Source organism: Bacillus sp. Au-Bac7, assembly GCF_021341655.1.
Taxonomy (GTDB): domain Bacteria; phylum Bacillota; class Bacilli; order Bacillales; family Cytobacillaceae; genus Niallia.
Genome location: NZ_JAJTTG010000013.1, coordinates 1 through 21,841 on the forward strand (window position 1 = coordinate 1; position 21,841 = coordinate 21,841).

Genomic DNA, 21,841 nt, shown 5'->3' on the forward strand with positions numbered 1-21,841 from the left:
TTCAAAAAAAGTATAAAGGCTCAGTAGCTCAGTCGGTAGAGCAAAGGACTGAAAATCCTTGTGTCGGCGGTTCGATTCCGTCCTGAGCCACCATTAATATCATGATTATAATAGATTAACATGATGGCGGTTGTGGCGAAGTGGTTAACGCATCGGATTGTGGCTCCGACATTCGTGGGTTCGATTCCCATCAGTCGCCCCATATTTTAAATTTAATAACGCGGGTGTAGTTTAATGGTAAAACCTCAGCCTTCCAAGCTGATGTCGTGAGTTCGATTCTCATCACCCGCTCCAATATATGGGCCTATAGCTCAGCTGGTTAGAGCGCACGCCTGATAAGCGTGAGGTCGATGGTTCGAGTCCATTTAGGCCCACCATATTATTGTTCCGCAGTAGCTCAGTGGTAGAGCACTCGGCTGTTAACCGAGCGGTCGTAGGTTCGAATCCTACCTGCGGAGCCATTTTTTTGGGGAAGTACTCAAGAGGCTGAAGAGGCGCCCCTGCTAAGGGTGTAGGTCGCGTAAGCGGCGCGAGGGTTCAAATCCCTCCTTCTCCGCCAGACGGCCCATTGGTCAAGCGGTTAAGACACCGCCCTTTCACGGCGGTAACACGGGTTCGAATCCCGTATGGGTCATACTTACAATAGAAAGAGCTGTTGGTATATTGCCAACAGCTCTTTCTATTGTTTTTTTTAGCTTATGCCTGTGGATAACTCAAAAAGATAGACTATATTTTATAAAAGTCTAGGCTTATATCAGCATAGATAGACATAAGCTATTTAGTGCTAAAAGTTACCCTTCTTTATATCTTCCTCAAGCTTGTCCCTGTCTGTCATCAGCTTTTGACCAGGATTATTCAGGTCAAAATCAGAGAACATTCCTGTATGAGGACCTCGGAAAATATCTGCGGCTAGAATCTTCTTGTCTGGTGCATCAAAATAGGGACTAGGATCTTTTTGATTTTGTTCTAAAAGATATTCTTCTTCGCTTTTACTCATCAGCAAATCCCTCCTTTATTTCTTACTTTAATATCCTTTCTTAAATGAATGTAAACTATGTTATAAAAATCCACTGCTATTTTTCGGAGAGCAAACATAAAAAGTTATTTATTGTCATAAAATTTTAAAAAAACTTAAAAAGGATTTAGATTAATGTTAATAGAATATTACATTTAAATGAATAATTTTATCCTTTTTCGAATTGCTTCCCCTTTTTAATCATATAGTTTTAAAACTAGCAAAAAAGGGAAAACGGTTTGTACAAATTATATTTTTTTTGCAGTCGAATCAAATCAATAGTCATAGAAAGTAGGATGAATGTGGAGACAGTATTCCCAACTGAATTTCAGCAGCATTTATTTCATGAAGGCAATCTATTTGAAAGCTATCAATTGTTTGGATCTCATGTAAAGGAAGAGAACGGAGAAATTTGTACGGTATTTTGTGTGTGGGCACCGAATGCTAAGACTGTTCGTTTAGTAGGAGATTTCAATAATTGGCAAGGTGAACAGTATGACCTTCAAAGAATAAATAAAGAAGGAATATGGCATATCAGTATTTCCAAAGATTTGACCGGAGCTTTATATAAGTATGAAATCACTGGTCAGGATGGGAGGAAGCACTTGAAGGCTGATCCTTTTGCCTTTTATTCGGAAGTGAGGCCGAACACCGCATCCATCGTCTATTCATTGGAAGGTTACAAATGGAATGATGCAAGATGGATTCAAAGAAAGAAGAAAAAAAATTTTTTGAAAGAGCCGGTTTCTATTTATGAAGTACATCTAGGATCTTGGAAACTGAAAGAAGACGGATCTCTTTATACATACCGAGAATTAGCAGATGAGCTTATCCCTTATGTAATCGAGCTTGGATTTACCCATATAGAAATACTGCCAATAGTAGAACATCCTTTAGATATTTCCTGGGGATATCAAGGCACTGGGTATTACTCTGCGACGAGCAGATTTGGCGAGCCGAAGGATTTTATGTATTTTGTGGATCAATGTCATCAGAATGGGCTGGGAGTTCTGTTAGATTGGGCTCCAGGACATTTTTGCAAGGATGCTCATGGCTTATATCAATTTGACGGCTCCAGCCAATTTGACTACCCGAATGCTAATGACAGGGAAAATCTTGTATGGGGAACAGCAAACTTTGATTTAGGAAGAATGGAAGTACATAGCTTTTTAATTTCCAACGCGATCTTTTGGATGGATTATTTTCATGTTGATGGTTTTAGGGTTGATGCAGTTTCTAATATTATTTACTGGCCAAACTCTGGCGAGAATTCGCTTAACCCATTTGGAGTTGAATTCTTAAGAAAGCTAAACACAACCGTCTGTCAATATGATCCTACCGTTCTGATGTTTGCAGAGGATTCAAGCGATCTACCCCAAGTTACTGCTCCAGTACATTATGGAGGTCTAGGATTTCATTATAAATGGAATATGGGTTGGATGAATGATTTACTGTCATATATGGAAACAGACTCAGCCAATAGAAAACATGAGCACAATAAAATTACTTTTTCTTTGCTCTATGCTTTTTCGGAGAATTTTGCTTTACCTCTTTCCCATGATGAAGTTGTTCATGGAAAAAAATCGCTCCTAAATAAAATGCCTGGTGATTATTGGCAAAAATTTGCGCAGTTCCGTTTATTAATCGGATATATGATGACACACCCAGGAAAGAAACTATTATTTATGGGAGCGGAGCTTGCACAGTTTTCAGAGTGGAAGGATAAAGAACAGCTTGATTGGATGCTGATGGATTATGAAATGCATGAAAAGGCAAATGTATTTTTCAAAGAAGTGCTGAAGCTGTATAAACGCTCTAAACCCCTGTATGAATTGGATCATCTCCACGAAGGATTTGATTGGATTGATGCTAACAACCATGAACAATCTGTTTTCTCCTTTATTAGACAAGGAGAAAAGGAGGAAGATTTCCTAGTAGTTATCTGCAACTTTACTTATCAAACTTATGAGAATTATTTAATTGGCGTACCAAAGGCTGGCAGCTATAGAGAGATATTGAACAGCGATGATGAGAGGTTTGGAGGAGCCAACTATATAAATAAAAAAATGATAAAGGCCAATGAGACTTCGTTCCACGGAAAGCCATATTCCGTTCCAGTGACGATTCCAGCTTTTAGCATCATCATATTACGGCCTGTTCAACATCGGAAGGGGAGAAAAGAGAATGGGAAAGAAACGGTGCGTCGCAATGCTATTAGCGGGAGGAAAGGGAAGTAGACTTTACTCTTTGACAAAAAAGCTGGCAAAGCCAGCCATTCCATTCGGAGGTAAGTATCGTATTATTGATTTTACTTTGAGTAATTGCTCCAATTCAGGAATTGAAACAGTAGGTGTGCTGACACAATATCAACCTCTTGTGTTAAATTCCTATATCGGAATTGGCAGTGCCTGGGATTTGGATAGGGTAAATGGAGGTGTCACTGTGCTGCCTCCATACAGCGAATCATCAGAGGTGAAATGGTATACAGGCACAGCCAGTGCCATTTACCAAAATCAAAATTATCTCTCTCAATATGATCCAGAATATGTGCTGATTCTTTCAGGTGACCACATATACAAGATGAATTATGAATGGATGTTAGACTATCATATTCAGAAGCAGGCAGATGCTTCTATTTCTGTTATAGAGGTGCCATGGAGTGAGGCAAGCAGGTTCGGTATCATGAACACGAATGAAGAGATGGATATCATTGAGTTTGAAGAAAAACCAAAAAAGCCGAAGAACAATCTCGCTTCCATGGGCATTTACATCTTTAAGTGGAAAGTGCTGAAGGAATTGCTGGAAGAGGATGATAAAAACAGCCATTCAACCCATGACTTCGGAAAAGATATTATACCGATGCTGATTGAGAAGAAACGGAAGGTAGTCGCTTACCCATTCAAAGGCTATTGGAAGGATGTTGGTACAGTCCAAAGCTTGTGGGAAGCCAATATGGACTTGTTAGATAATTCTAGTGAACTGAATATATCAGATTATAATTGGAGAATTTACACAGTTAATCCTAACCATCCGCCCCAATATATTTCTAGTGATGCAATAGTTAAAGAGTCATTAATAAATGAAGGCTGCACGATTAGTGGCAATATTGAAAAATCCATTGTTTTTCAAGGTGTAAATGTAGGAACAGGTTCAATCGTCCGAAGCTCTGTTATTATGCCCGATGCTCGGATTGGCGAAAATACTTATATCGAAAAGGCAATCGTTCCGTCAGATATCGAGATACCGGATGGAATGGTTATTAAGCCAAAAGAAGGTAATAACGACGTTGTGCTCGTAACAGAAGAAATGGTTAGTGCGTTTATATCCTGATTAACAACAGAGACTAGGGAGGGGTTTTTAGTGTTAAGAACAATGCTAGGGGTAATTGATGCTACAACATATCAACATGATTTGGAGGAATTAATTTCACATAGGACACTTGCTGCCTTACCAATTGGAGGGAGATATAGGCTTATTGATTTCGTCCTTTCTAATATGGTTAATTCAGGAATAGGCAGTGTCGCTATCTTTCCAAAGTACCAATACCGATCATTAATGGATCATCTTGGGTCAGGGAAAAATTGGGACTTAGACAGAAAAAGAGACGGATTATTTTTCTTTCCAGCATCCATTACGGATGGAGATAGTGAAGGAATAGGATCTTTTAATCAGTTTGCCGCAAATATGGATTATTTTTATCGAAGCAAACAGGAATATGCTTTAGTAGCAAATTGCTTTACTGTTTTTAACATGGACTTTAACCCCGTCCTAATACGCCATCTTACCTCTGGCTGTGATATCACTGAAATCACCAACAATGGAGATTCATTAGAAATATATTTAATCAAGAAATCTCTATTAATAGACTTAATCTTAACAAGAGATATTACAGGCTATACATGCATGAAGGATGTCATGCTTGACCTCAATCATGAATATAAAATCTGCCACTATGAATTCAACGGTTATGCGGAAAAAATCGACTCTATTTCTGCTTATTTTGAAGTAAGTAAAGAAATATTGCGTGCAGAAACGTGGAATCAGCTTTTCATTAAGGAAAGGCCAATCTTTACAAAGGTGAAGGATGAACCACCTACCCGCTATACGAGTACAGGAGAAGTGAAAAACTCAATGATCGCTAATGGCTGCATTATTGAAGGAGATGTAGAAAACAGCATTATTTCTAGGGCTGTGAAAATTGGCAAAGGTTCACGCCTTAAAAACTGCATCATCATGCAAAAATGCTCTATTGGGGATGATTGTGTATTAGAAAATGTAATTTTAGATAAAGATGTTATGGTAGGAAATGAAACGGTTATGACAGGCAGCAAAAATACACCATTTGTCGTTAGAAAAGGGACAGTGCAAGGAGCGTTGATGAATTCGTGAAAGTAATGTTTGCAGTATCAGAATGTGTACCATTTATCAAATCTGGAGGACTGGCTGATGTTGCCGGTTCTCTTCCGAAAGAGCTTGTGAAACAAGGAACAGAGGTAACGATCATTATGCCAAAGTATCGGGACATTCCCGAGAAGTTACTAAAAGACTTGGAGAAGGTAATGGACTTCCGTGTGCAGGTAGGGTGGAGAAATCAATACTGCGGCATCGAAAAGCTCGAGCAAGACGGCATCACTTTTTATTTTATAGACAATGAATACTACTTTAAAAGACCGGGGCTATACGGCTATTTCGATGATGGAGAAAGGTTCTCATTCTTTAACAGGGCTGTCTTAGAAAGCCTCTCCTATCTATCTTATTATCCAGATATTATCCATTGTCATGATTGGCATACGGCAATGATTCCGTTCCTGCTGAATGTGGATTATAAATGGAGACGAGAATACAGTCAGATTAAGACAGTATTTACTATACATAATCTTCAGTTCCAAGGGATTATGCCAAGAGGGGCCCTTGGAGATATGCTGAACTTAAATGATGATTACTTTACAACAGATCAGCTAGAGTTTTATGGAAATGTCAACTTTATGAAGGCCGCCTTAATTGCTTCTGACAAAATAACAACTGTCAGCCCAACCTATATGAATGAAATACAAACAGACTATTACGGAGAAAAGCTCAACCAGCTTTTACATTTAAGGCAGAGTGACTTAAATGGTATCATCAATGGAATAGACGAAGAAGTATACAATCCTGCAACAGATGATGTCATTATTCAAAAATACTCGAATACAAATATTAGTGGAAAGGTCCAAAATAAACTTGAAGTCCAAAAGCTGTTTGGATTAAAAGAGGATGCGTCCATTCCAATGATATCAATGATAACGAGGCTGACCAGCCAAAAAGGGCTTGAGTTAGTACGGCATGTCTTCCATGAAATCATGGAGGAGGATGTGCAATTTCTTGTGCTGGGCACAGGAGATGCTGAATTTGAGAATTTCTTTAGAGAAATGGAGTTCAAATATCCCGATAAATGCAAAGCATATATTGGTTTTGATGAAAGCTTGGCACATAAGATATATGCCGGTGCAGACCTGTTCCTTATGCCATCCAAGTTTGAACCATGTGGGCTAGGCCAGCTGATTGCATTGCAGTACGGGAATATCCCAATTGTCAGGGAGACAGGGGGATTAAATGACACAGTGTTTTCATACAATGAACTTACTAATAGCGGAAATGGTTTTAGTTTCACTAATTTCAATGCTCACGACATGCTCTATACTATCCGAAGAGCCCTACAATTCTATCATGACAAAGACGTATGGAGCACTATTGTCAAAAATGCAATGACAATGGACAATAGCTGGGCACAGTCAGCATTTAAATATAACCAACTATATGCTGAGCTTATCTCAAGGAGTGAAACACATGTTTTCTAACAAAGAAAATTTTAAGACTTATTTTTTGCAAAAGCTTGAGATGACTTACGGCAAACCGTTTGAAGATTGTACCAGCAGCGACCACTTCCAGACATTAGGACATATGATCAGGGAGTATGTTAGCGGAGATTGGATTAATACAAATGAGCTTTACCGCAGAAATAAAGGAAAACAAGTGTATTACTTATCAATAGAATTCTTATTGGGCAGATTACTGCACCATAATTTAATTAACTTAGGAATTGATAAAGTAGTGGAAGAGGGGCTTTCTGAATTAGGAATCGACCTGCTAGACGTAGAAGAAATTGAATGTGATGCAGGTCTTGGCAATGGAGGGCTGGGAAGGCTTGCTGCATGCTTCCTAGATTCATTGGCAACCTTGAATCTTCCCGGCCACGGCTTTGGAATCCGTTACAAGCATGGATTATTTGAGCAGAGAATTGTCGATGGATATCAATTAGAACTGCCAGAGCAATGGTTAAAGCAAGGGCAGGTTTGGGAAGTCCGGAAAGAGGATCTAGCTGTAGATATTTCCTTTTGGGGCAATATTGATTCGTTTGAAAAGGATGGAAGACTGCAGTTTCGGCATTTAAATGCTGAAACTGTAACGGCTGTCCCTCACGATATCCCTGTTATCGGTTATAGCAGCAGTACCGTTAATACGCTGAGGCTATGGAATGCAGAGCCTGCGTCACTGCTCGCTAAGGATGTTGGGGACATCATGAAATACAAAAGAGAAACAGAAGCGATTTCAGAGTTTCTTTATCCTGATGATGCACATGATGAAGGTAAAATATTGCGCTTGAAACAGCAATATTTTTTAGTTTCTTCGAGCCTGCAGTCTATCATCAAGGATTACAAACAGCAATATAAAGACATAAAAGAGTTTCATGAGCATGTAAGCATCCATATAAATGATACACATCCTGTATTGGCAATCCCGGAATTAATGAGGATATTGCTTGATAAAGAAGGGCTTAGCTGGGAAGAGGCTTGGACCATAACAACAGGAGCTATTTCCTATACAAATCATACAACCCTTTCTGAGGCATTGGAAAAATGGCCGATTTCTATTTTTCAGCCTTTGTTGCCTAGAATCTATATGATTATTGATGAGATAAATGAACGTTTTTGCAAACAGCTATGGGAGCTATATCCAGGAGATTTCGGCCGGATTGAGAATATGGCTATCATCGCCCATGGTATGGTTAAGATGGCGCACTTAGCTTTAGTAGGAAGCCATAGTGTTAATGGCGTGGCAGAAATTCATACAGAGATTTTGAAAAAGAGGGAAATGGCTGCTTTCTATCAAATCTTCCCTGAAAAATTCAACAATAAAACAAATGGAATAACCCATAGACGCTGGCTGATTAAATCCAATCCTAAGCTTGCAGATCTTATCAGTGATACAATCGGTACAGAGTGGGTTCAAACCCCTTCGAGCCTTGAGAAGCTGTTAGAATACAAGCACGACTCTGTTTTTTTAGAGCAGCTTGACGCAGTAAAACAGGAAAATAAACGGAAATTAGCACGTATCATCAAGGAGAATAATGGAATTATAGTTGACCCGCAATCTATTTTTGATATTCAAGTAAAAAGACTGCATGCATACAAGCGGCAGTTATTGAATGTCCTGCATATCATGCATCTATATAACCGCATTAAAGAGAATCCATCCTTACCTATTACTCCTAGGACATTTGTATTTGGCGCGAAGGCTTCACCAGGCTATTATTATGCGAAGAAAATCATCAAGCTCATCAATTCAGTCGCCGATAAAATCAATCAAGATAAAGCAATTGAAGACAAGATAAAGGTTGTGTTTTTAGAGAATTATCGTGTTTCCCTTGCAGAGCATATTTTTCCTGCTGCAGATGTAAGTGAACAGATTTCTACTGCAAGCAAAGAGGCATCTGGTACCGGAAATATGAAATTTATGATAAACGGAGCTTTGACTGTTGGAACACTTGATGGTGCTAATATTGAGATGAGGGATTTAGTTGGCGATGACAATATTTTTATATTCGGCATGAATGCAGACCAAGTGCTAGAATTATATAAAAATGGAGGATACAAGTCGGCTGAATATTATCATCATGATAAGCGAATTCATCAAGTTGTTGACCAGCTGAAGAATGGCCATTTATCAACAAATCTCAATGAATTTGAACCAATTGTCGACTCCTTATTAACGGAGAATGACCAGTACTTCCTGCTAAAAGATTTTCACTCCTATGCCTGTATTCAAGATGAGGTAGACAAAGCTTATAAGAATAAACAGCGATGGCTGGAGAAATGTACTGTCAACATTGCAAAAGCGGGACATTTTTCGAGTGACCGCACAATTAAAGAATATGCGGCTGAAATTTGGAATATTAAAGCCTTAAAATAAGGGGAAGGGCGATTGTCACTTAGCTAGCTGACAATCGCTTTTTTTAGTTCTTATCATCTGTATAACTGTCTCTATTTTTGTAGGGAACATCACCAAATGGAGCGTCTGTTCCAGCGTCATTGAGGGTATCTTCATACTCCTTCTCTTCATCTGAACGGTAAACTTCGCGCTTTTGGGCAGTTATATTACTTGCCGTAAAGGATTCATAGTCTTCTGGAAAGCCGCCGTTTTGTTCATTGTCAGAATAAAGGCTGTCATAATCTTCATAATCACCTTTTAAGTCTGCAGGGGTTTCGGATGTTCCGTAACGGGCAACTTCTTGAAAGCTATCTTGATAGTCACGGATTTCAGCAGTATCGCTGTGTCGGAAAACATTGCCGTGTGCAGGCTCTAATATGTCTTCCTCTACAGGCCGGTCCATATTTAACTCCCGGTCACTGTATTCAATTAATGTTGTGGCAGTAGGCATTGCTTCCAACCGTTCATATGGAATCTCTTTTCCGGAAACTTCACAAATACCATATGTTCCATCTTGGATCGCTTTTAAAGCAGAATTAATATTGTCTAGCTCAGCTTGGTCATGCTCTTCTAACGCTAGGTCACGGCCACGTTCAAATAATTCTGTTCCCATATCGGCCGGATGATTGTCATATGTCGATAACTCTCCGACAGAGTCTTGCATTGTTTCTTCCTCTTTACCATCTAATCTATTTGTTAATTGTTCTTTTCTATCTTCCAATTGCTTTTGTAACGTTGCTAATTGTTCTTTTGTAAGCATGATCTCACATCCTTAAGTAATTAATTTATGCATGTCCCAATGTCCATACTGTACCGTTCCCGCCTTAAGCCCACTTAAAACATGTAAGTAAAAGTGCTCCATTGTGTAAAGAATAATAAACATAAAAGAAGTAGTTATTTAGCTATCCAAATATAACAAACCAGGATTCGGAAATATAGGATAACATCATTGACATAATAGGAAATGGAGGTGTATCTTAAAATAAGTCAAATTGAACATTTGTGAGCATATGAATAGATATTATCGCAGTTCAGTTCAAGGTCAGAGCTATAAACCAATATGGAATGGCTGATCTTATAGGGGGATTTACAAGGTAATGAAAGAAAGTAAAGGACTTCTGTTAGAAGGCAGTGCAGTAAAAGCGTCCACTTCTATTTTAAGAAGCAAGGTGATTAAGTTAGAGCAGAGAAGGGATTTTTTATCTTTTTATGCTCAGAATAATAAATATAAAGGAAAACGATTTTTTTGGAAAAGCCCTGATGGTACTTCCATATACGCTGGAATTGGCATTTGCAAAACAATTCAATCCAGCAAGCAAGAGCATACTTATGAAGTGATTGAAAAAAAATGGCATGAGCTACTTGAGAACAGTGAAATAAATAATCCATTTAACACTGCAGGGGTTGGCCCGGTTCTGTTCGGCGGTTTTGCGTTTGATCCTTTGAAGGAACGGACAGATTTGTGGGAAAACTTTCAAAACGCGCATTTTTACTTGCCATCCATCATGTTTAGTGAAATAGATGGCGAGCAATACCTTACAGTTAACCAGTTCGGAGATTCTGATCAAGTAAATGAGAGACTGAAAGCATGTTTGCAGAAAATGCCAAAAAGCAATGAATCTTTCTCAAGCGAAACACTGACAAATAAGCTGCTCGACAGTACAGAAATTAATGGTATTGAATGGAAGAAGATGGTAGAAGAGGTAGTTCAGGAACTGGGACAATCGTTAAAAAAGGTTGTACTGGCAAGGGAAAGCCGCTTAAGTTTTGAAAAGGTAATTTCCGTTGAATCTGTCCTCCAAAATTTATTGAACAGACAAAAAAACAGCTATGTGTTTGCATTAGAATCAGGGGAAGATTGTTTTATCGGTGCTTCACCAGAAAGACTTGTCAAAAAATCAGGTAAACAAGTCTTTTCCGTATGCTTAGCAGGATCTATTGCAAGAGGAAGCAGTGCAGAAGAAGATGAAGCACTCGGCTTAGAACTGCTGAATGACCCGAAAAACAGGATGGAGCATGATTATGTTGTGCAAATGATAAAAGGGGCGATGGAAAAGGTGTGCAGCACTTTTGATATCCCAGCAGAGCCTAGCCTCATAAAGATGAGAGATATTCAACATTTATTTACTCCAGTTACAGGAAGTTTAAAAAATTCAGCTTCTATATTTTCACTTATAGAATTATTACATCCGACACCTGCATTAGGCGGTTATCCGCAAAAGCAGGCTATTGAAAAAATCCGCGAGGCGGAATTTTTGGATAGAGGGCTTTACGGAGCTCCAATAGGCTGGATGGATTATCAAGGTAATGGCGAGTTTGCCGTGAGTATCCGCTCTGCTCTTATTCAAAACAAGGAAGCTTCATTGTTTGCGGGTTGCGGTGTAGTAAAAGATTCTGATGCGGAATCAGAGTTCAAGGAAACGGCAATAAAATTCAAACCGATGCTTTCTGCACTAGGAGGTAAGTTAGGATGAACCATCAAGAAAACTTAACTGCTTATTTACAGTCATTCGTAAATGAGCTGGTCCGAAACGGGATTAAAAATGCTGTTATTAGTCCCGGTTCTCGTTCAACGCCGATTGCTTTGTTAATGGCTGAGCATACTCATGTAAATGTCCATGTTCATGTGGATGAACGGTCTGCTGCTTTTTATGCTTTAGGGATGGCAAAAGCCTTAAAGGAACCCACTGTTTTAGTTTGCACTTCCGGTACGGCGGCTGCAAACTATTTTCCTGCTATTGTGGAGGCAAAAATCTCAAGAATACCGCTGATTGTCTTAACGGCGGACAGACCTCATGAGCTGAGGGATGTCGGTGCACCTCAGGCAATAGATCAAATAAACTTGTATGGAAACCAAGTAAAATGGTTTATGGAAATGTCTCCGCCTGATGCAGCTCCAGAAATGCTGCGTTATGTTAAAACCGTCAGTGCAAGGGCTGTTGCCGCTGCAACAAAGGAACCTAAAGGTCCAGTCCATTTGAACCTTCCATTTCGCGAACCGCTCATCCCAGATTTTAATCAGTTAGAGAAGTATGAAGCGGATGATCCATATTTACAAATCATTAATGGGGAACTAACTGTTTCAGATGAATATGTAAAAGGACTTGCAGCAAGGCTTACAGGCTTTTCTAAAGGAATTATTGTTTGCGGAGAAATGAACGATGGGAATTTTTCGGAGGCAATATTGGAGTTAGCAAAAGCACTCGATTTCCCTATCCTCGCTGATCCATTATCACAGCTTCGATCCATGGAGGATCCCGATAATCTGATTGTCGACACATATGATGTTTTTTTACGGAACGAGGATGTAAAGCAAGCATTAGTTCCTGAGGTTATCATTCGTTTTGGAAGCATGCCTGTCAGCAAGCCCCTCACTATATATATGAGGGAATTAGAAGCTCTGCAAATAGTAGTCGACGGCGGTGCTGGTTTCAGAGATCCTAATCAGCTGACAGCTGAAATGGTTTATTGTGATGAAACAACATTCTGCAGGAAACTGATTGAACATGTCGAGCACAGTAAGGGAAACCACAGACAGCTTTGGACCAGTCTCAATGAGAAAACAAAACAAGAAATAAGTCAGGTAGCAGATATAACTGAACTAAGTGAAGCGAAGCTATTTCATTTGTTAGCAGATCTTATCCCTGACAATTCTGTATTGTTTGTAGGCAACAGTATGCCTATCAGAGATTTGGATACATTCTTTCATAAACAAGCAAAGAATATTTCTATTTATGCGAACAGAGGGGCTAATGGAATTGATGGTACTGTGTCTACAGCTCTTGGTGTGGGAGCAGCCAAAAGAAAGCCGTTGTATTTAGTGCTGGGGGATTTAACTTTCTTCCATGACATGAATGGTCTTATTGCAGCAAAGCAATTTGACGTGCCGATTACGATAATACTCATTAACAATAACGGTGGAGGAATATTCTCCTTCTTGCCCCAAGCTCAGCATCCAAAGCATTTTGAACTATTATTTGGAACACCGTTAGATTTAAATTTTGAACATCTTATTAACTTGTACGGTGGACAATACAGTGTTGTGGAGAATTGGGATCACTTACGAGCTTTATGTACGGATGCAGAGTCGAATTTTAGCATCCGATTATTTGAAATAAAGACAAATAGAGACGAAAACTTGAAGGAGCATCGTCAGATTATGGCGAAAGTTTCCCAGGAAATACAACATTTTTTGAGAGATGAAGGCAAATGAATATAGTTGTCGATAATATCTCCTACCATGTAGAAGTTTACGGTTCAGGTGAGCCATTATTGCTGCTGCATGGCTTTACAGGGGATTCTAGTACTTGGCAGCAGTTTATCCCTGTTTTTGAAAAGAACCACCAGATTATCATGATGGACATTATTGGACATGGCCAAACTGCATCACCTGATGAACAGCAGCCTTACAAGATAGAATATGCTGCTAAAGCAATCAAAAAGCTACTTGAAACGTTAGAAGTTGATTCAACAAATCTTTTAGGATATTCCATGGGTGGGCGGCTTGCCCTAACATTTGCATTCATCTATCCTGACATGGTCAGAAATTTAGTGCTGGAAAGTGCGACACCTGGTCTGAAAACAGAAGAGGAAAGAAGAGAAAGACGGATAATGGATGAGCAATTAGGAAACTATATTTTAAAAGAAGGAGTTAACAAGTTTGTGAACAAATGGGAAAATATTCCCCTATTTGCCACACAGACTCGTTTAAGCAAGGACGTAAAAGAAAAAATTAGAAGCCAAAGGCTTATGAATAATCCAGTAGGTCTTGCCAACAGCCTTGAACAAATGGGGACCGGCTCTCAGCCTTCCTGGTGGGAAAGGTTAGGAGAGCTGAAGTGTCCAACGTTGCTGTTAACAGGAAAGCTGGATGAAAAGTTTTGCAGGATCGCTGGTGAGATGCAAAAACAAAACGAAAACTTCGAGTGGATTAACGTGGATGATGCAGGGCATGCAATTCATGTGGAGAAACCTGAAATTTTTGGTACAATAGTAAGTGAGTTTTTGTCGAACAGCAGTTGAGGACTTCATAAAAGTTCGGCAAAATAAAAGGAGGAAATATAAATGGCAGTAGAATGGGTTGCTGTGCGCAATTACGATGAAATTATCTATGAAACATACAATGGCATTGCGAAAATTACGATTAATCGCCCGCATGTACATAATGCCTTTACACCAAAAACGGTAAATGAATTAATTGATGCTTTTGCAAGAGCAAGAGATGACAGCAGTGTTGGTGTTATTATCTTGACTGGTGCAGGAGAAAAAGCTTTCTGCTCAGGCGGAGACCAAAAAGTAAGAGGACATGGCGGCTATGTGGGAGAAGACCAGATTCCTCGTTTGAATGTTCTGGACCTGCAAAGATTAATTCGTGTAATTCCTAAACCGGTTATCGCAATGGTTAAAGGCTATGCAATCGGTGGCGGCCATGTACTGCATGTAGTCTGTGATTTAACAATCGCAGCAGACAATGCTGTATTTGGACAAACTGGACCAAACGTAGGAAGCTTTGACGCAGGTTACGGTTCTGGCTATTTAGCTCGCATTGTCGGACACAAAAAAGCAAAAGAAATCTGGTTCTTATGCAGACAATACAATGCTCAGGAAGCATTGGATATGGGGCTTGTAAACACTGTTGTTCCATTGGAGCAAGTGGAAGAAGAGACAATCAAATGGTGTGAGGAAATCCTAGAAAAGAGCCCGACTGCTTTACGTTTCTTGAAAGCGGCGTTTAACGCAGACACAGACGGACTTGCAGGGATTCAGCAATTTGCTGGAGATGCAACGCTTCTATACTACACAACGGATGAAGCAAAAGAAGGACGCGATTCCTTTAAGGAAAAACGCAAGCCTGACTTTGGCCAATTCCCACGTTTTCCTTGATTTTCAAATAACGGGATAAACCAAAAAAGGGTGACTTCTAGCATCTTTTCCACTCTATTAGTGGAGAAGATGGAGGTCACCCTGTTTTGATTACAAAAAACAAATGCTGTTAACTAAAAAGGAGAGAATCATATGGAAGAATTGCTTCCTAATTTCCTGAAGAACCGAGCTTCTTTAACACCTGACAAAGAGGCAATTGTCTACAAAAATACTTCATTGACCTTTCAGGAGCTGTATGAAAAAGCATATTACACAGCAGGAGTATTAACTGCAAAAGGGATTACGAAAGGGGACTATGTCGCTTTTTTAGTGAAAAACGATCTTCGCACTGTAATCGCTCTTCTTTCTCTTCATTTGCTGGGAGCAAGAGCCGTGCTCTTAAACAATCGCCTTACAGCAAATGAACTGCTGTATCAAATCAAAGACTCCAAATCTCATTCTCTTATTGCAGACAATGATTTTCATACAAAGACAGAGGAATTGGTCTGTGCATTACCTTCTTTAAATGTGATGTTTAATCAAGAGTTGGAAAATGGTCCATTTCAGCAGCCTGTTGTTCAGGAAACAGTAAATTTAGCAGATACATGTACCATCATGTATACCTCTGGGACGACAGGCTTTCCTAAAGGTGTTATCCAAACATACGGAAATCATTGGTGGAGCGCTGTCGGCAATGTGTTAAATGCGGGGATGACCGAAAAGGATGTTTGGCTTTGTACTGTGCCTATCTTCCATATTAGCGGATACTCTATATTAATAAGAAGTCTGCTATATGGAATGAAAATTGTCCTGCACGAGTCTTTTGATGAACAGCAAGTTCTGACTGATTTGCAGAAGGAAAAAATAACAATTATGTCTGTTGTGACAGCAATGCTCCAAAAAATAGAAAAGGCAGCAACGAGCCCGTTTCCAGAGTATTTCCGTTACATGCTTCTTGGAGGTGGGCCGGCATCTATTGAGTTAATTTCAAGCTGTATGAAAAAGGGAATTCCAGTGTATTACTCTTATGGCATGACTGAAACCTCTTCCCAAATTGTAACATTACCGCCTCAAGATGCTGCAAGGAAGATTGGCTCTGCAGGCAAGCCTTTGTTTCCTGCTCAGTTGAAAATCGTCGATGATGATGGAAATGAATTAGGAGCTGGAGAAGCTGGCGAAATTGTTGTATATGGTCCTAATGTGTCTAAAGGATATTTGAATAAAGGAGCTCATTCAGCTGATGGCTGGTTTCACACTGGCGATATAGGGTATAAAGATACAGAAGGCTTCCTGTATGTACTTGATCGCCGTTCAGACCTGATTATTTCTGGCGGAGAGAATATTTATCCAGCAGAATTGGAATCGGTAATTTCCTCTATAGAAGGAATTAAAGAAGCTGGGGTTGTCGGAATGGATAACCAAAAATGGGGACAAGTTCCCGCAGCCTTTATTGTATGTGAGGAAGGAACGGACTTGACTGAAAGTTATGTGTTGGAAGAATGCAGAAGGAAATTAGCTTCCTATAAGCTACCGAAAGAAATTCATTTCATAGAAGCGCTTCCGAGGAATGCCTCAAAAAAAATTGTCAGAAAAACATTAAGAGAGTGGCTGTAATAGCCAAGACTAATATATTTTAGGGGGCTTTGTCATGGGGCTTGATTTATATCATGGAGAGCTGTATTGGCCACATACATTAAGAGATATTCCTTCCTATCCTCGTTTGGAGGAGGATGTTTTTTGTGATGTACTTATCATTGGCGGTGGAATGTCTGGAGCTATAGCAGCGAATATCTTAGCAAATGAAGATTTAGAGATTGTACTTGCAGATAAAAGGAAAATAGGGCATGGAAGTTCTGCAGCAAATACAGGACTTCTACAATACTCCAACGATATGATGCTCCATGAATTTGCTCAAACAATCGGAGAGGAAAAAGCAGTAAGATTTTACGAACTGTGTTTTGAGGCAATGAAAGATTTAAAAGACATTGCCAGTTCTCTAACAGAAGATGTTCAATTCAAAGAAAGAAAAAGTTTATATTATGCAAGCAGTCAAACAGATGCAGATAAGTTGAAAACAGAGTATGCGATGTTGAAAAAACACGGTTTTCCTGTTGAATATTTAGATGATAATCAAATGAAGGAGCGCTTCGGCTTCTCAAAGCCTGCTGCTATTCTTACAGAAGGAGATGCGGAGGTTAATCCTCAGAGGCTTGTTATTCAGCTTGTTAAAGAGGCAGCTTTAAAGCAAAATGTCCGTGTATATGAACAAACTAATGTACAGGAGCAAGGCTTTATAGATGGATATTGGCAAATTAAAGCTGACAGCGGAGCAATCATTCACGCGAAAAAAATTATTTATTCAACAGGGTATGAAGCCGCACTTCATACGGACCGGCTTGGAGCTGAATTAAATCGTTCCTTCGCAATCGCAACAAGCAGACTTGAAAACTTTGCTGGCTGGGAAGGACAGTGCATGATATGGGAGACGAAACGACCGTACTTTTATATGCGGACTACATATGATGGCAGGATTGTAGCAGGCGGTCTTGATGAAGATCCAATGGAAGCTCCACAAGATGCTAAAGTATTAAAGAAATATGGAGAAAGACTGCTGGAGAAAATAAAGGAGCATTTCCCTGAATATGTAATGGATGTTGACTATGTTTATGGAGCTACCTTTGGCGAATCTGCAGACGGCAGACCATTTATCGGCAAGCACCCAAGCAAGGATGGTATCTTCTATTGTTTAGGATATGGGGGAAATGGAACAGTGTACAGCATGCTTGGTGCCAAAATAATCAGGGATATTATTCTTTATGGCAAGCATCCTGATGAAGAATTGGTTGCTCCAGACAGACCAGAGAAGAAGTTATATTCCAAGTAAACAAAAAAGAGAGGCAAAGTCCTCTCTTTTTTTTCGTTATTCTGTAGGCTGAAATGTTTTACAATCTGTTTCTCTGCTGTTATCAGCATGTTCACCTACATGGCTTACTACATAAATTTGATCGGCTCCACATAAATTTCCGCTTTCCCAAAAAGTACAATTTCTTACTTCACAAAGTACATCTTTTGCCAATAGAAACACTCTCCTTAGTTGGCTTATGATTTACAGGAATTGGGTAGCCCTCTTCCTATACTTAGTATGAAGCAGAAACGAAAATTTTATACTTGTAGCAGTGATGTCCTATTTTTTAGTCGCCTTTTGCTGTAAGTATTTTTTATCATGCATAAACAATTTCCAAAAGAAATAAAAACCAGGAAACAGAATAATGAAAGCTGCAATATAAGTTGCGAATATCGCATGAAATGAGCTAGGACTAGTAAAGGACGATGTGATTGTTACTTCAGGATAAACGATATATGGAAGATGCGCTTTACCGTAAACATAGCTAGCCATTAAATATTGAATAGTAATGGATACTATAGCGAGCCTGGGCATTCCCTTTATGTCTTTATTTTTTCGTGAGGGAAGGAAAAGACCTGCTCCCCCAAGTATAAAGAAGAAAAGAGAAAGGAGAAGCAAATATAAATCATCCATCATTTTTACATAAATCCAATTGGCATCCTGCTTTAATGTGAGCATGATAAATACTGCCATCAATAAAGAAATAGGACCGAGAATAATTGCATCCCTCCTGTATAGCCGATAGGCCTCAGGTTCATTCGAAACATTTGAATAATCTGCCAGAAGCAACGAAGATAGAAAAAGTGTGCTGCTTAATGCAAAGCCGAAAAAGGCATATTCGTTAGGACTAGAGAACAATCCGACGAGATCAAGGCTTTGCTTGCCATCTTGAAATACAACAAATCCTCCATGGGTGATTGGAAGGACACTGAGTAAAATACCTGGAATCAGCATTCCAGTAATGCCTGAAATATACGTTAGCGGCTTGCGGTATTCTTCCACAATATTTGAAAAAACAAGGAAGGCACTTCTGATTGCCAAAAGCAGAAGAATGATGCTTCCTGGTATAAGCAGAACCGTTCCTAAAGTATAAGCAGCTTTTGGAAATAAGCTGTAAACTGCAACAACGATGGCAACAACAAAAGTATTCGTTACTTCCCATGTTGGAGAAAGATAACGGTTTGCAATATTTGTTGCTCGCGTTTTTTCCCTGTTGATGTAAACCATCGACCAGAAGCCTGCACCAAAGTCCATCGTTGCCATAATGGCGTATATGAATACAAATCCCCACAGTACAGTAATCGCCAGTAATGAATCTGTCATGTTGCTAACACTCCTTAACTGTTAGATCCAAACAGCGGGATCTCTTTTTCCTTTGCAGCATTTAAGTCCTTCAGTACTGTGTTTTTGCGGAAGTAATAGATAAGTACTAAAGCCACCGTAACCCCTAAAATGATATAAACAATCATAAAAGAGAAAAACAGCAATGGAAGGTTGCCGCTTGTAGTTACCGAATCTGCCGTTGATAACTGCCTGTAAATAGTCCAAGGCTGACGGCCTGTACAAGCAAAAATCCAGCCGAATTCTATGCTAGCAATAGCGAGAGGACCAGAAGCTACAAAGATCCACATAATAAATTTAGGAAAACGCTCCTTTTTCAAAAGGAATTTCCATGCCAATGAAGCGAAGGAAAGGAGAATTAGAAAGGAGCCTATCCCCACCATGGCATTGAATAGTGTATGAACATAAAGCGGTGGCCAATATTCCTCAGGAAAGTCATTTAAGCCTGTGACAACCGTATCAAAGCTGTTTCCTGCTAAAAAGCTAAGTGCCCATGGTATTTCAATCGCACCGGTTATTTCTCTATTCTCCTTGTCTGTGAAACCGCCAATGGCGAGAGGTGCATGAGACTGTGTTTCAAAGAGCCCTTCAGCAGCAGCGAGCTTTTCCGGCTGATATTCATACAGTTTTTGAGCAGACTCATGTCCATTTAAGGCAGTCAATAAGGAAAAGACAGCACCGACTGAAATACTTAAAATCAATGCTTTCTGATGGAACTGAAAGATGCGCGAGCCGAATGGCTGTTTTAACATCTTAAATGCAGAAACAGCTGCGACAACAAAGGCTCCTGTTGTATAAGCACTCATCGCTACATGTCCTGCGGATACAAAAAAGGTAGGATTGAAGAAAGCCTTCCATGGATCTACGTCTGTAATTTGTCCGTCTTCCATGCGAAATCCTTGCGGTGTTCCTTCAAAGGCATGTACATTTGTAATAAGGATGGCAGATGCAAGGGCACCAATTGCAACAAGAATAAGACTGCTGATCCTGGCCCATGGTGGAATCCTTTCGGCTGCATACACATAGATGGACATAAATAATGCCTCTATGAAGAAAGCATAGATTTCTATCTGAAAAGGGAGTGCCATTACCTCTCCAATCACTTTCATGAAGCCTGGCCATAACAAGGAAAGCTGAAGGCCGGCAATCGTCCCTGTGGGAATACCGACACCAAGCAAAATCCCAAATGTCTTTGTCCATCTTTTCGCCATGATGACATAATCAAGGTCCTTCTTTCTTTGATAAAGAATTTCTGCCACTAACATCATTAAAGGCAGTCCGACCCCGATTGTTGCGAAGATGATGTGAAACCCCATCGTCATCCCGAACATGCTTCGAGCAGTAACTAGATGATCCATTAATATCTATCCTTTCCTTTTGTATTCCGAATACTGCTGTTAGTATTTTCAGGAATTGGCGCAATTATGTAAGAATGGATAGATACAGGCTTTTAGTTATTAGGAGTTGTCTTCAAAAGATTTTTTACTTACTATATAATAGATGGATATAGTAAAAAAAAGAGTAGATAAGATAGGAGATAAGGATAATGACATTATTAAATGAAATTTTAACTTTTAACGAACAATTTGTAGCAGAAAACAAATACGAGCGTTACATAACAACGAAATTCCCAAATAAAAAAATGGTTATTCTTACTTGTATGGATACAAGACTGCTTGAGCTTCTGCCACATGCTTTGAATATTTCTAACGGTGATGTAAAGCTTGTAAAAAATGCCGGGGCAGTAGTAGTACATCCTTTCGGAAGTATCATGCGAAGCATTCTTGTAGCTGTCTATGAATTAAAGGCAGATGAAGTAATGATTATCGGACATCATGATTGTGGAATGAGTGCCTTAAATTATGACTCTATGCTTGATAAAATGAAGGATAGAGGAATTTCTGAGGATACTATCAGCACATTAGAAAACTCCGGCATGGATTTGGATAAATGGCTAACAGGCTTTAGTTCTGTTGAAGAAAGTGTGTCACATAGTGTTAAGATGGTGAAGAATCATCCCCTTCTTCCACCAAATGTTCCTGTTCACGGCTTAGTAATTGATCCTAAAACAGGAAAGCTTGACCTTGTAGTCGATGGCTATAAAGCTTAATTAGGGGAATGATCCTTTTTGTGCGGCCATTCTTCCGGGACCGGATCAATACCGCCCGGATGAAATGGATGGCACTTGAGAATGCGCCTTATTGTTAAATATCCGCCCTTCCATGCACCATGCTTTCTGATAGCCTCTAAACCATAAGAGGAACAGGTAGGATAGAAGCGGCAGGAGGGCGGAGTAAGTGGTGAAATGGCCTTTTGATAAAACCGGATTAGTAAGATGAACAGTTTGCTTATCATTTATATTTTGCACTCCTAATTTCTAATGCTTACTTGAAGTCAGTATAGCATGACTGTTAAAGAGAAGAAAATGACAGCACTCCATTTACGAACATTCTTAAACTGGAAAAATATAA

The 21,841-nt window shown here is 39.5% G+C and carries 18 protein-coding genes and 7 tRNA genes; 19 read left to right on the forward strand and 6 right to left on the reverse strand.

Annotated features, from left to right (window positions below):
* Positions 1-17: 17 nt before the first annotated feature.
* From LXM54_RS22450 to LXM54_RS22480, 7 genes are all read left to right on the forward strand, one after another.
* A tRNA-Phe gene (locus tag LXM54_RS22450) sits at positions 18-93 on the forward strand.
* Positions 94-126: 33 nt separating this feature from the next.
* Positions 127-202: transfer RNA gene (locus LXM54_RS22455), tRNA-His, on the forward strand.
* A gap of 18 nt (positions 203-220) precedes the next feature.
* Positions 221-294, forward strand: a tRNA-Gly gene (locus tag LXM54_RS22460).
* A 6-nt stretch (positions 295-300) separates the two neighbouring features.
* Positions 301-377 (forward strand) — tRNA-Ile (locus LXM54_RS22465).
* Positions 378-386: 9 nt separating this feature from the next.
* A tRNA-Asn gene (locus tag LXM54_RS22470) sits at positions 387-461 on the forward strand.
* A gap of 7 nt (positions 462-468) precedes the next feature.
* Positions 469-559: transfer RNA gene (locus tag LXM54_RS22475), tRNA-Ser, on the forward strand.
* Positions 560-562: 3 nt separating this feature from the next.
* Positions 563-634: transfer RNA gene (locus LXM54_RS22480), tRNA-Glu, on the forward strand.
* 150 nt (positions 635-784) lie between these two features.
* On the opposite strand, the gene LXM54_RS22485 is transcribed toward LXM54_RS22480, so the two are convergent.
* A complete protein-coding gene (locus tag LXM54_RS22485) occupies positions 785-997 on the reverse strand; it encodes a hypothetical protein (RefSeq protein ID WP_233317568.1) in 213 nt (70 codons plus the stop codon).
* 314 nt (positions 998-1,311) lie between these two features.
* Between LXM54_RS22485 and glgB the strand changes: the two genes are divergently transcribed.
* Genes glgB through LXM54_RS22510 form a run of 5 tightly spaced genes read left to right on the forward strand, consistent with a single transcriptional unit; the run spans position 1,312 to position 9,244 of the window.
* The gene (gene glgB / locus LXM54_RS22490; protein ID WP_233317570.1) at positions 1,312-3,252 is read left to right on the forward strand and encodes a 1,4-alpha-glucan branching protein GlgB; all 1,941 of its coding nucleotides are present in this window, start codon (positions 1,312-1,314) and stop codon (positions 3,250-3,252) included.
* Complete coding sequence (locus LXM54_RS22495; protein ID WP_233317572.1) at positions 3,200-4,345, forward strand: glucose-1-phosphate adenylyltransferase; 1,146 nt, start codon at positions 3,200-3,202, stop codon at positions 4,343-4,345. The genes glgB and LXM54_RS22495 overlap by 53 nt, the downstream gene beginning before the upstream one ends.
* A 30-nt stretch (positions 4,346-4,375) precedes the next feature.
* Positions 4,376-5,404 (forward strand): sugar phosphate nucleotidyltransferase, encoded by a 1,029-nt coding sequence (locus LXM54_RS22500; protein ID WP_233317574.1) that lies wholly within the window; start codon positions 4,376-4,378, stop codon positions 5,402-5,404.
* Entirely contained in the window at positions 5,401-6,852 is a 1,452-nt protein-coding gene (gene glgA / locus LXM54_RS22505; RefSeq protein ID WP_233317576.1) for a glycogen synthase GlgA, read from the forward strand. The genes LXM54_RS22500 and glgA overlap by 4 nt, the downstream gene beginning before the upstream one ends.
* Positions 6,842-9,244, forward strand: coding sequence for a glycogen/starch/alpha-glucan phosphorylase (locus LXM54_RS22510; protein WP_233317577.1), 2,403 nt, complete (start codon positions 6,842-6,844; stop codon positions 9,242-9,244). Before glgA ends, LXM54_RS22510 begins: the two co-directional genes overlap by 11 nt.
* 43 nt (positions 9,245-9,287) lie before the next feature.
* Here LXM54_RS22510 and LXM54_RS22515 read toward each other — a convergent pair whose 3' ends face one another.
* The gene (locus tag LXM54_RS22515; protein ID WP_233317580.1) at positions 9,288-10,022 is read right to left on the reverse strand and encodes a TraR/DksA C4-type zinc finger protein; all 735 of its coding nucleotides are present in this window, start codon (positions 10,020-10,022) and stop codon (positions 9,288-9,290) included.
* Positions 10,023-10,359: 337 nt separating this feature from the next.
* Between LXM54_RS22515 and LXM54_RS22520 the strand changes: the two genes are divergently transcribed.
* From LXM54_RS22520 to LXM54_RS22545, 6 genes are all read left to right on the forward strand, one after another.
* Positions 10,360-11,736, forward strand: a complete 1,377-nt coding sequence (locus LXM54_RS22520; RefSeq protein WP_233317582.1) for an isochorismate synthase — start codon at positions 10,360-10,362, stop codon at positions 11,734-11,736.
* Positions 11,733-13,475 (forward strand): 2-succinyl-5-enolpyruvyl-6-hydroxy-3-cyclohexene-1-carboxylic-acid synthase, encoded by a 1,743-nt coding sequence (gene menD / locus LXM54_RS22525; RefSeq protein WP_233317584.1) that lies wholly within the window; start codon positions 11,733-11,735, stop codon positions 13,473-13,475. Before LXM54_RS22520 ends, menD begins: the two co-directional genes overlap by 4 nt.
* Positions 13,472-14,284 (forward strand): 2-succinyl-6-hydroxy-2,4-cyclohexadiene-1-carboxylate synthase, encoded by an 813-nt coding sequence (gene menH, locus LXM54_RS22530; RefSeq protein ID WP_233317586.1) that lies wholly within the window; start codon positions 13,472-13,474, stop codon positions 14,282-14,284. The genes menD and menH overlap by 4 nt, the downstream gene beginning before the upstream one ends.
* A gap of 42 nt (positions 14,285-14,326) precedes the next feature.
* Positions 14,327-15,145, forward strand: coding sequence for a 1,4-dihydroxy-2-naphthoyl-CoA synthase (gene menB, locus LXM54_RS22535; RefSeq protein ID WP_127736786.1), 819 nt, complete (start codon positions 14,327-14,329; stop codon positions 15,143-15,145).
* 132 nt (positions 15,146-15,277) lie between these two features.
* Positions 15,278-16,738 carry an o-succinylbenzoate--CoA ligase gene (locus tag LXM54_RS22540; protein ID WP_233317589.1) on the forward strand — a complete coding sequence of 487 codons (1,461 nt, stop codon included), beginning with the start codon at positions 15,278-15,280 and terminating at the stop codon, positions 16,736-16,738.
* Positions 16,739-16,772: 34 nt separating this feature from the next.
* Positions 16,773-18,008 (forward strand): NAD(P)/FAD-dependent oxidoreductase, encoded by a 1,236-nt coding sequence (locus LXM54_RS22545; RefSeq protein ID WP_233317591.1) that lies wholly within the window; start codon positions 16,773-16,775, stop codon positions 18,006-18,008.
* 36 nt (positions 18,009-18,044) lie between these two features.
* Here LXM54_RS22545 and LXM54_RS22550 read toward each other — a convergent pair whose 3' ends face one another.
* The 3 genes from LXM54_RS22550 to LXM54_RS22560 all read right to left on the reverse strand — a co-directional run bounded on the left by LXM54_RS22550 (position 18,045) and on the right by LXM54_RS22560 (position 20,728).
* Entirely contained in the window at positions 18,045-18,200 is a 156-nt protein-coding gene (locus tag LXM54_RS22550) for a DUF1540 domain-containing protein (RefSeq protein WP_233317593.1), read from the reverse strand.
* 108 nt (positions 18,201-18,308) lie between these two features.
* Positions 18,309-19,352, reverse strand: a complete 1,044-nt coding sequence (locus tag LXM54_RS22555) for a cytochrome d ubiquinol oxidase subunit II (protein ID WP_233317595.1) — start codon at positions 19,350-19,352, stop codon at positions 18,309-18,311.
* A gap of 14 nt (positions 19,353-19,366) precedes the next feature.
* Entirely contained in the window at positions 19,367-20,728 is a 1,362-nt protein-coding gene (locus tag LXM54_RS22560) for a cytochrome ubiquinol oxidase subunit I (RefSeq protein ID WP_233317596.1), read from the reverse strand.
* Between the two features lie 188 nt (positions 20,729-20,916).
* Between LXM54_RS22560 and LXM54_RS22565 the strand changes: the two genes are divergently transcribed.
* Positions 20,917-21,480, forward strand: a complete 564-nt coding sequence (locus tag LXM54_RS22565; RefSeq protein WP_233317598.1) for a beta-class carbonic anhydrase — start codon at positions 20,917-20,919, stop codon at positions 21,478-21,480.
* Here the strand turns inward: LXM54_RS22565 and yidD are convergent.
* Positions 21,477-21,722, reverse strand: coding sequence for a membrane protein insertion efficiency factor YidD (gene yidD / locus LXM54_RS22570; RefSeq protein WP_233317718.1), 246 nt, complete (start codon positions 21,720-21,722; stop codon positions 21,477-21,479). The two genes, LXM54_RS22565 and yidD, sit on opposite strands and share 4 nt — an antisense overlap.
* Between the last annotated feature and the right edge of the window lie 119 nt (positions 21,723-21,841).

Coding starts and splice junctions, on each gene's coding strand:
- LXM54_RS22560 (WP_233317596.1), bottom strand. CDS start 20,728: ATGGATCATCTAGTTACTGCTCGAAGCATGTTCGGGATGACGATGGGG.
- LXM54_RS22555 (WP_233317595.1), bottom strand. CDS start 19,352: ATGACAGATTCATTACTGGCGATTACTGTACTGTGGGGATTTGTATTC.
- menB (WP_127736786.1), top strand. CDS start 14,327: ATGGCAGTAGAATGGGTTGCTGTGCGCAATTACGATGAAATTATCTAT.
- LXM54_RS22540 (WP_233317589.1), top strand. CDS start 15,278: ATGGAAGAATTGCTTCCTAATTTCCTGAAGAACCGAGCTTCTTTAACA.
- LXM54_RS22545 (WP_233317591.1), top strand. CDS start 16,773: ATGGGGCTTGATTTATATCATGGAGAGCTGTATTGGCCACATACATTA.
- LXM54_RS22520 (WP_233317582.1), top strand. CDS start 10,360: ATGAAAGAAAGTAAAGGACTTCTGTTAGAAGGCAGTGCAGTAAAAGCG.
- LXM54_RS22565 (WP_233317598.1), top strand. CDS start 20,917: ATGACATTATTAAATGAAATTTTAACTTTTAACGAACAATTTGTAGCA.
- LXM54_RS22485 (WP_233317568.1), bottom strand. CDS start 997: ATGAGTAAAAGCGAAGAAGAATATCTTTTAGAACAAAATCAAAAAGAT.
- glgB (WP_233317570.1), top strand. CDS start 1,312: ATGAATGTGGAGACAGTATTCCCAACTGAATTTCAGCAGCATTTATTT.
- menD (WP_233317584.1), top strand. CDS start 11,733: ATGAACCATCAAGAAAACTTAACTGCTTATTTACAGTCATTCGTAAAT.
- LXM54_RS22495 (WP_233317572.1), top strand. CDS start 3,200: ATGGGAAAGAAACGGTGCGTCGCAATGCTATTAGCGGGAGGAAAGGGA.
- menH (WP_233317586.1), top strand. CDS start 13,472: ATGAATATAGTTGTCGATAATATCTCCTACCATGTAGAAGTTTACGGT.
- LXM54_RS22510 (WP_233317577.1), top strand. CDS start 6,842: ATGTTTTCTAACAAAGAAAATTTTAAGACTTATTTTTTGCAAAAGCTT.
- LXM54_RS22515 (WP_233317580.1), bottom strand. CDS start 10,022: ATGCTTACAAAAGAACAATTAGCAACGTTACAAAAGCAATTGGAAGAT.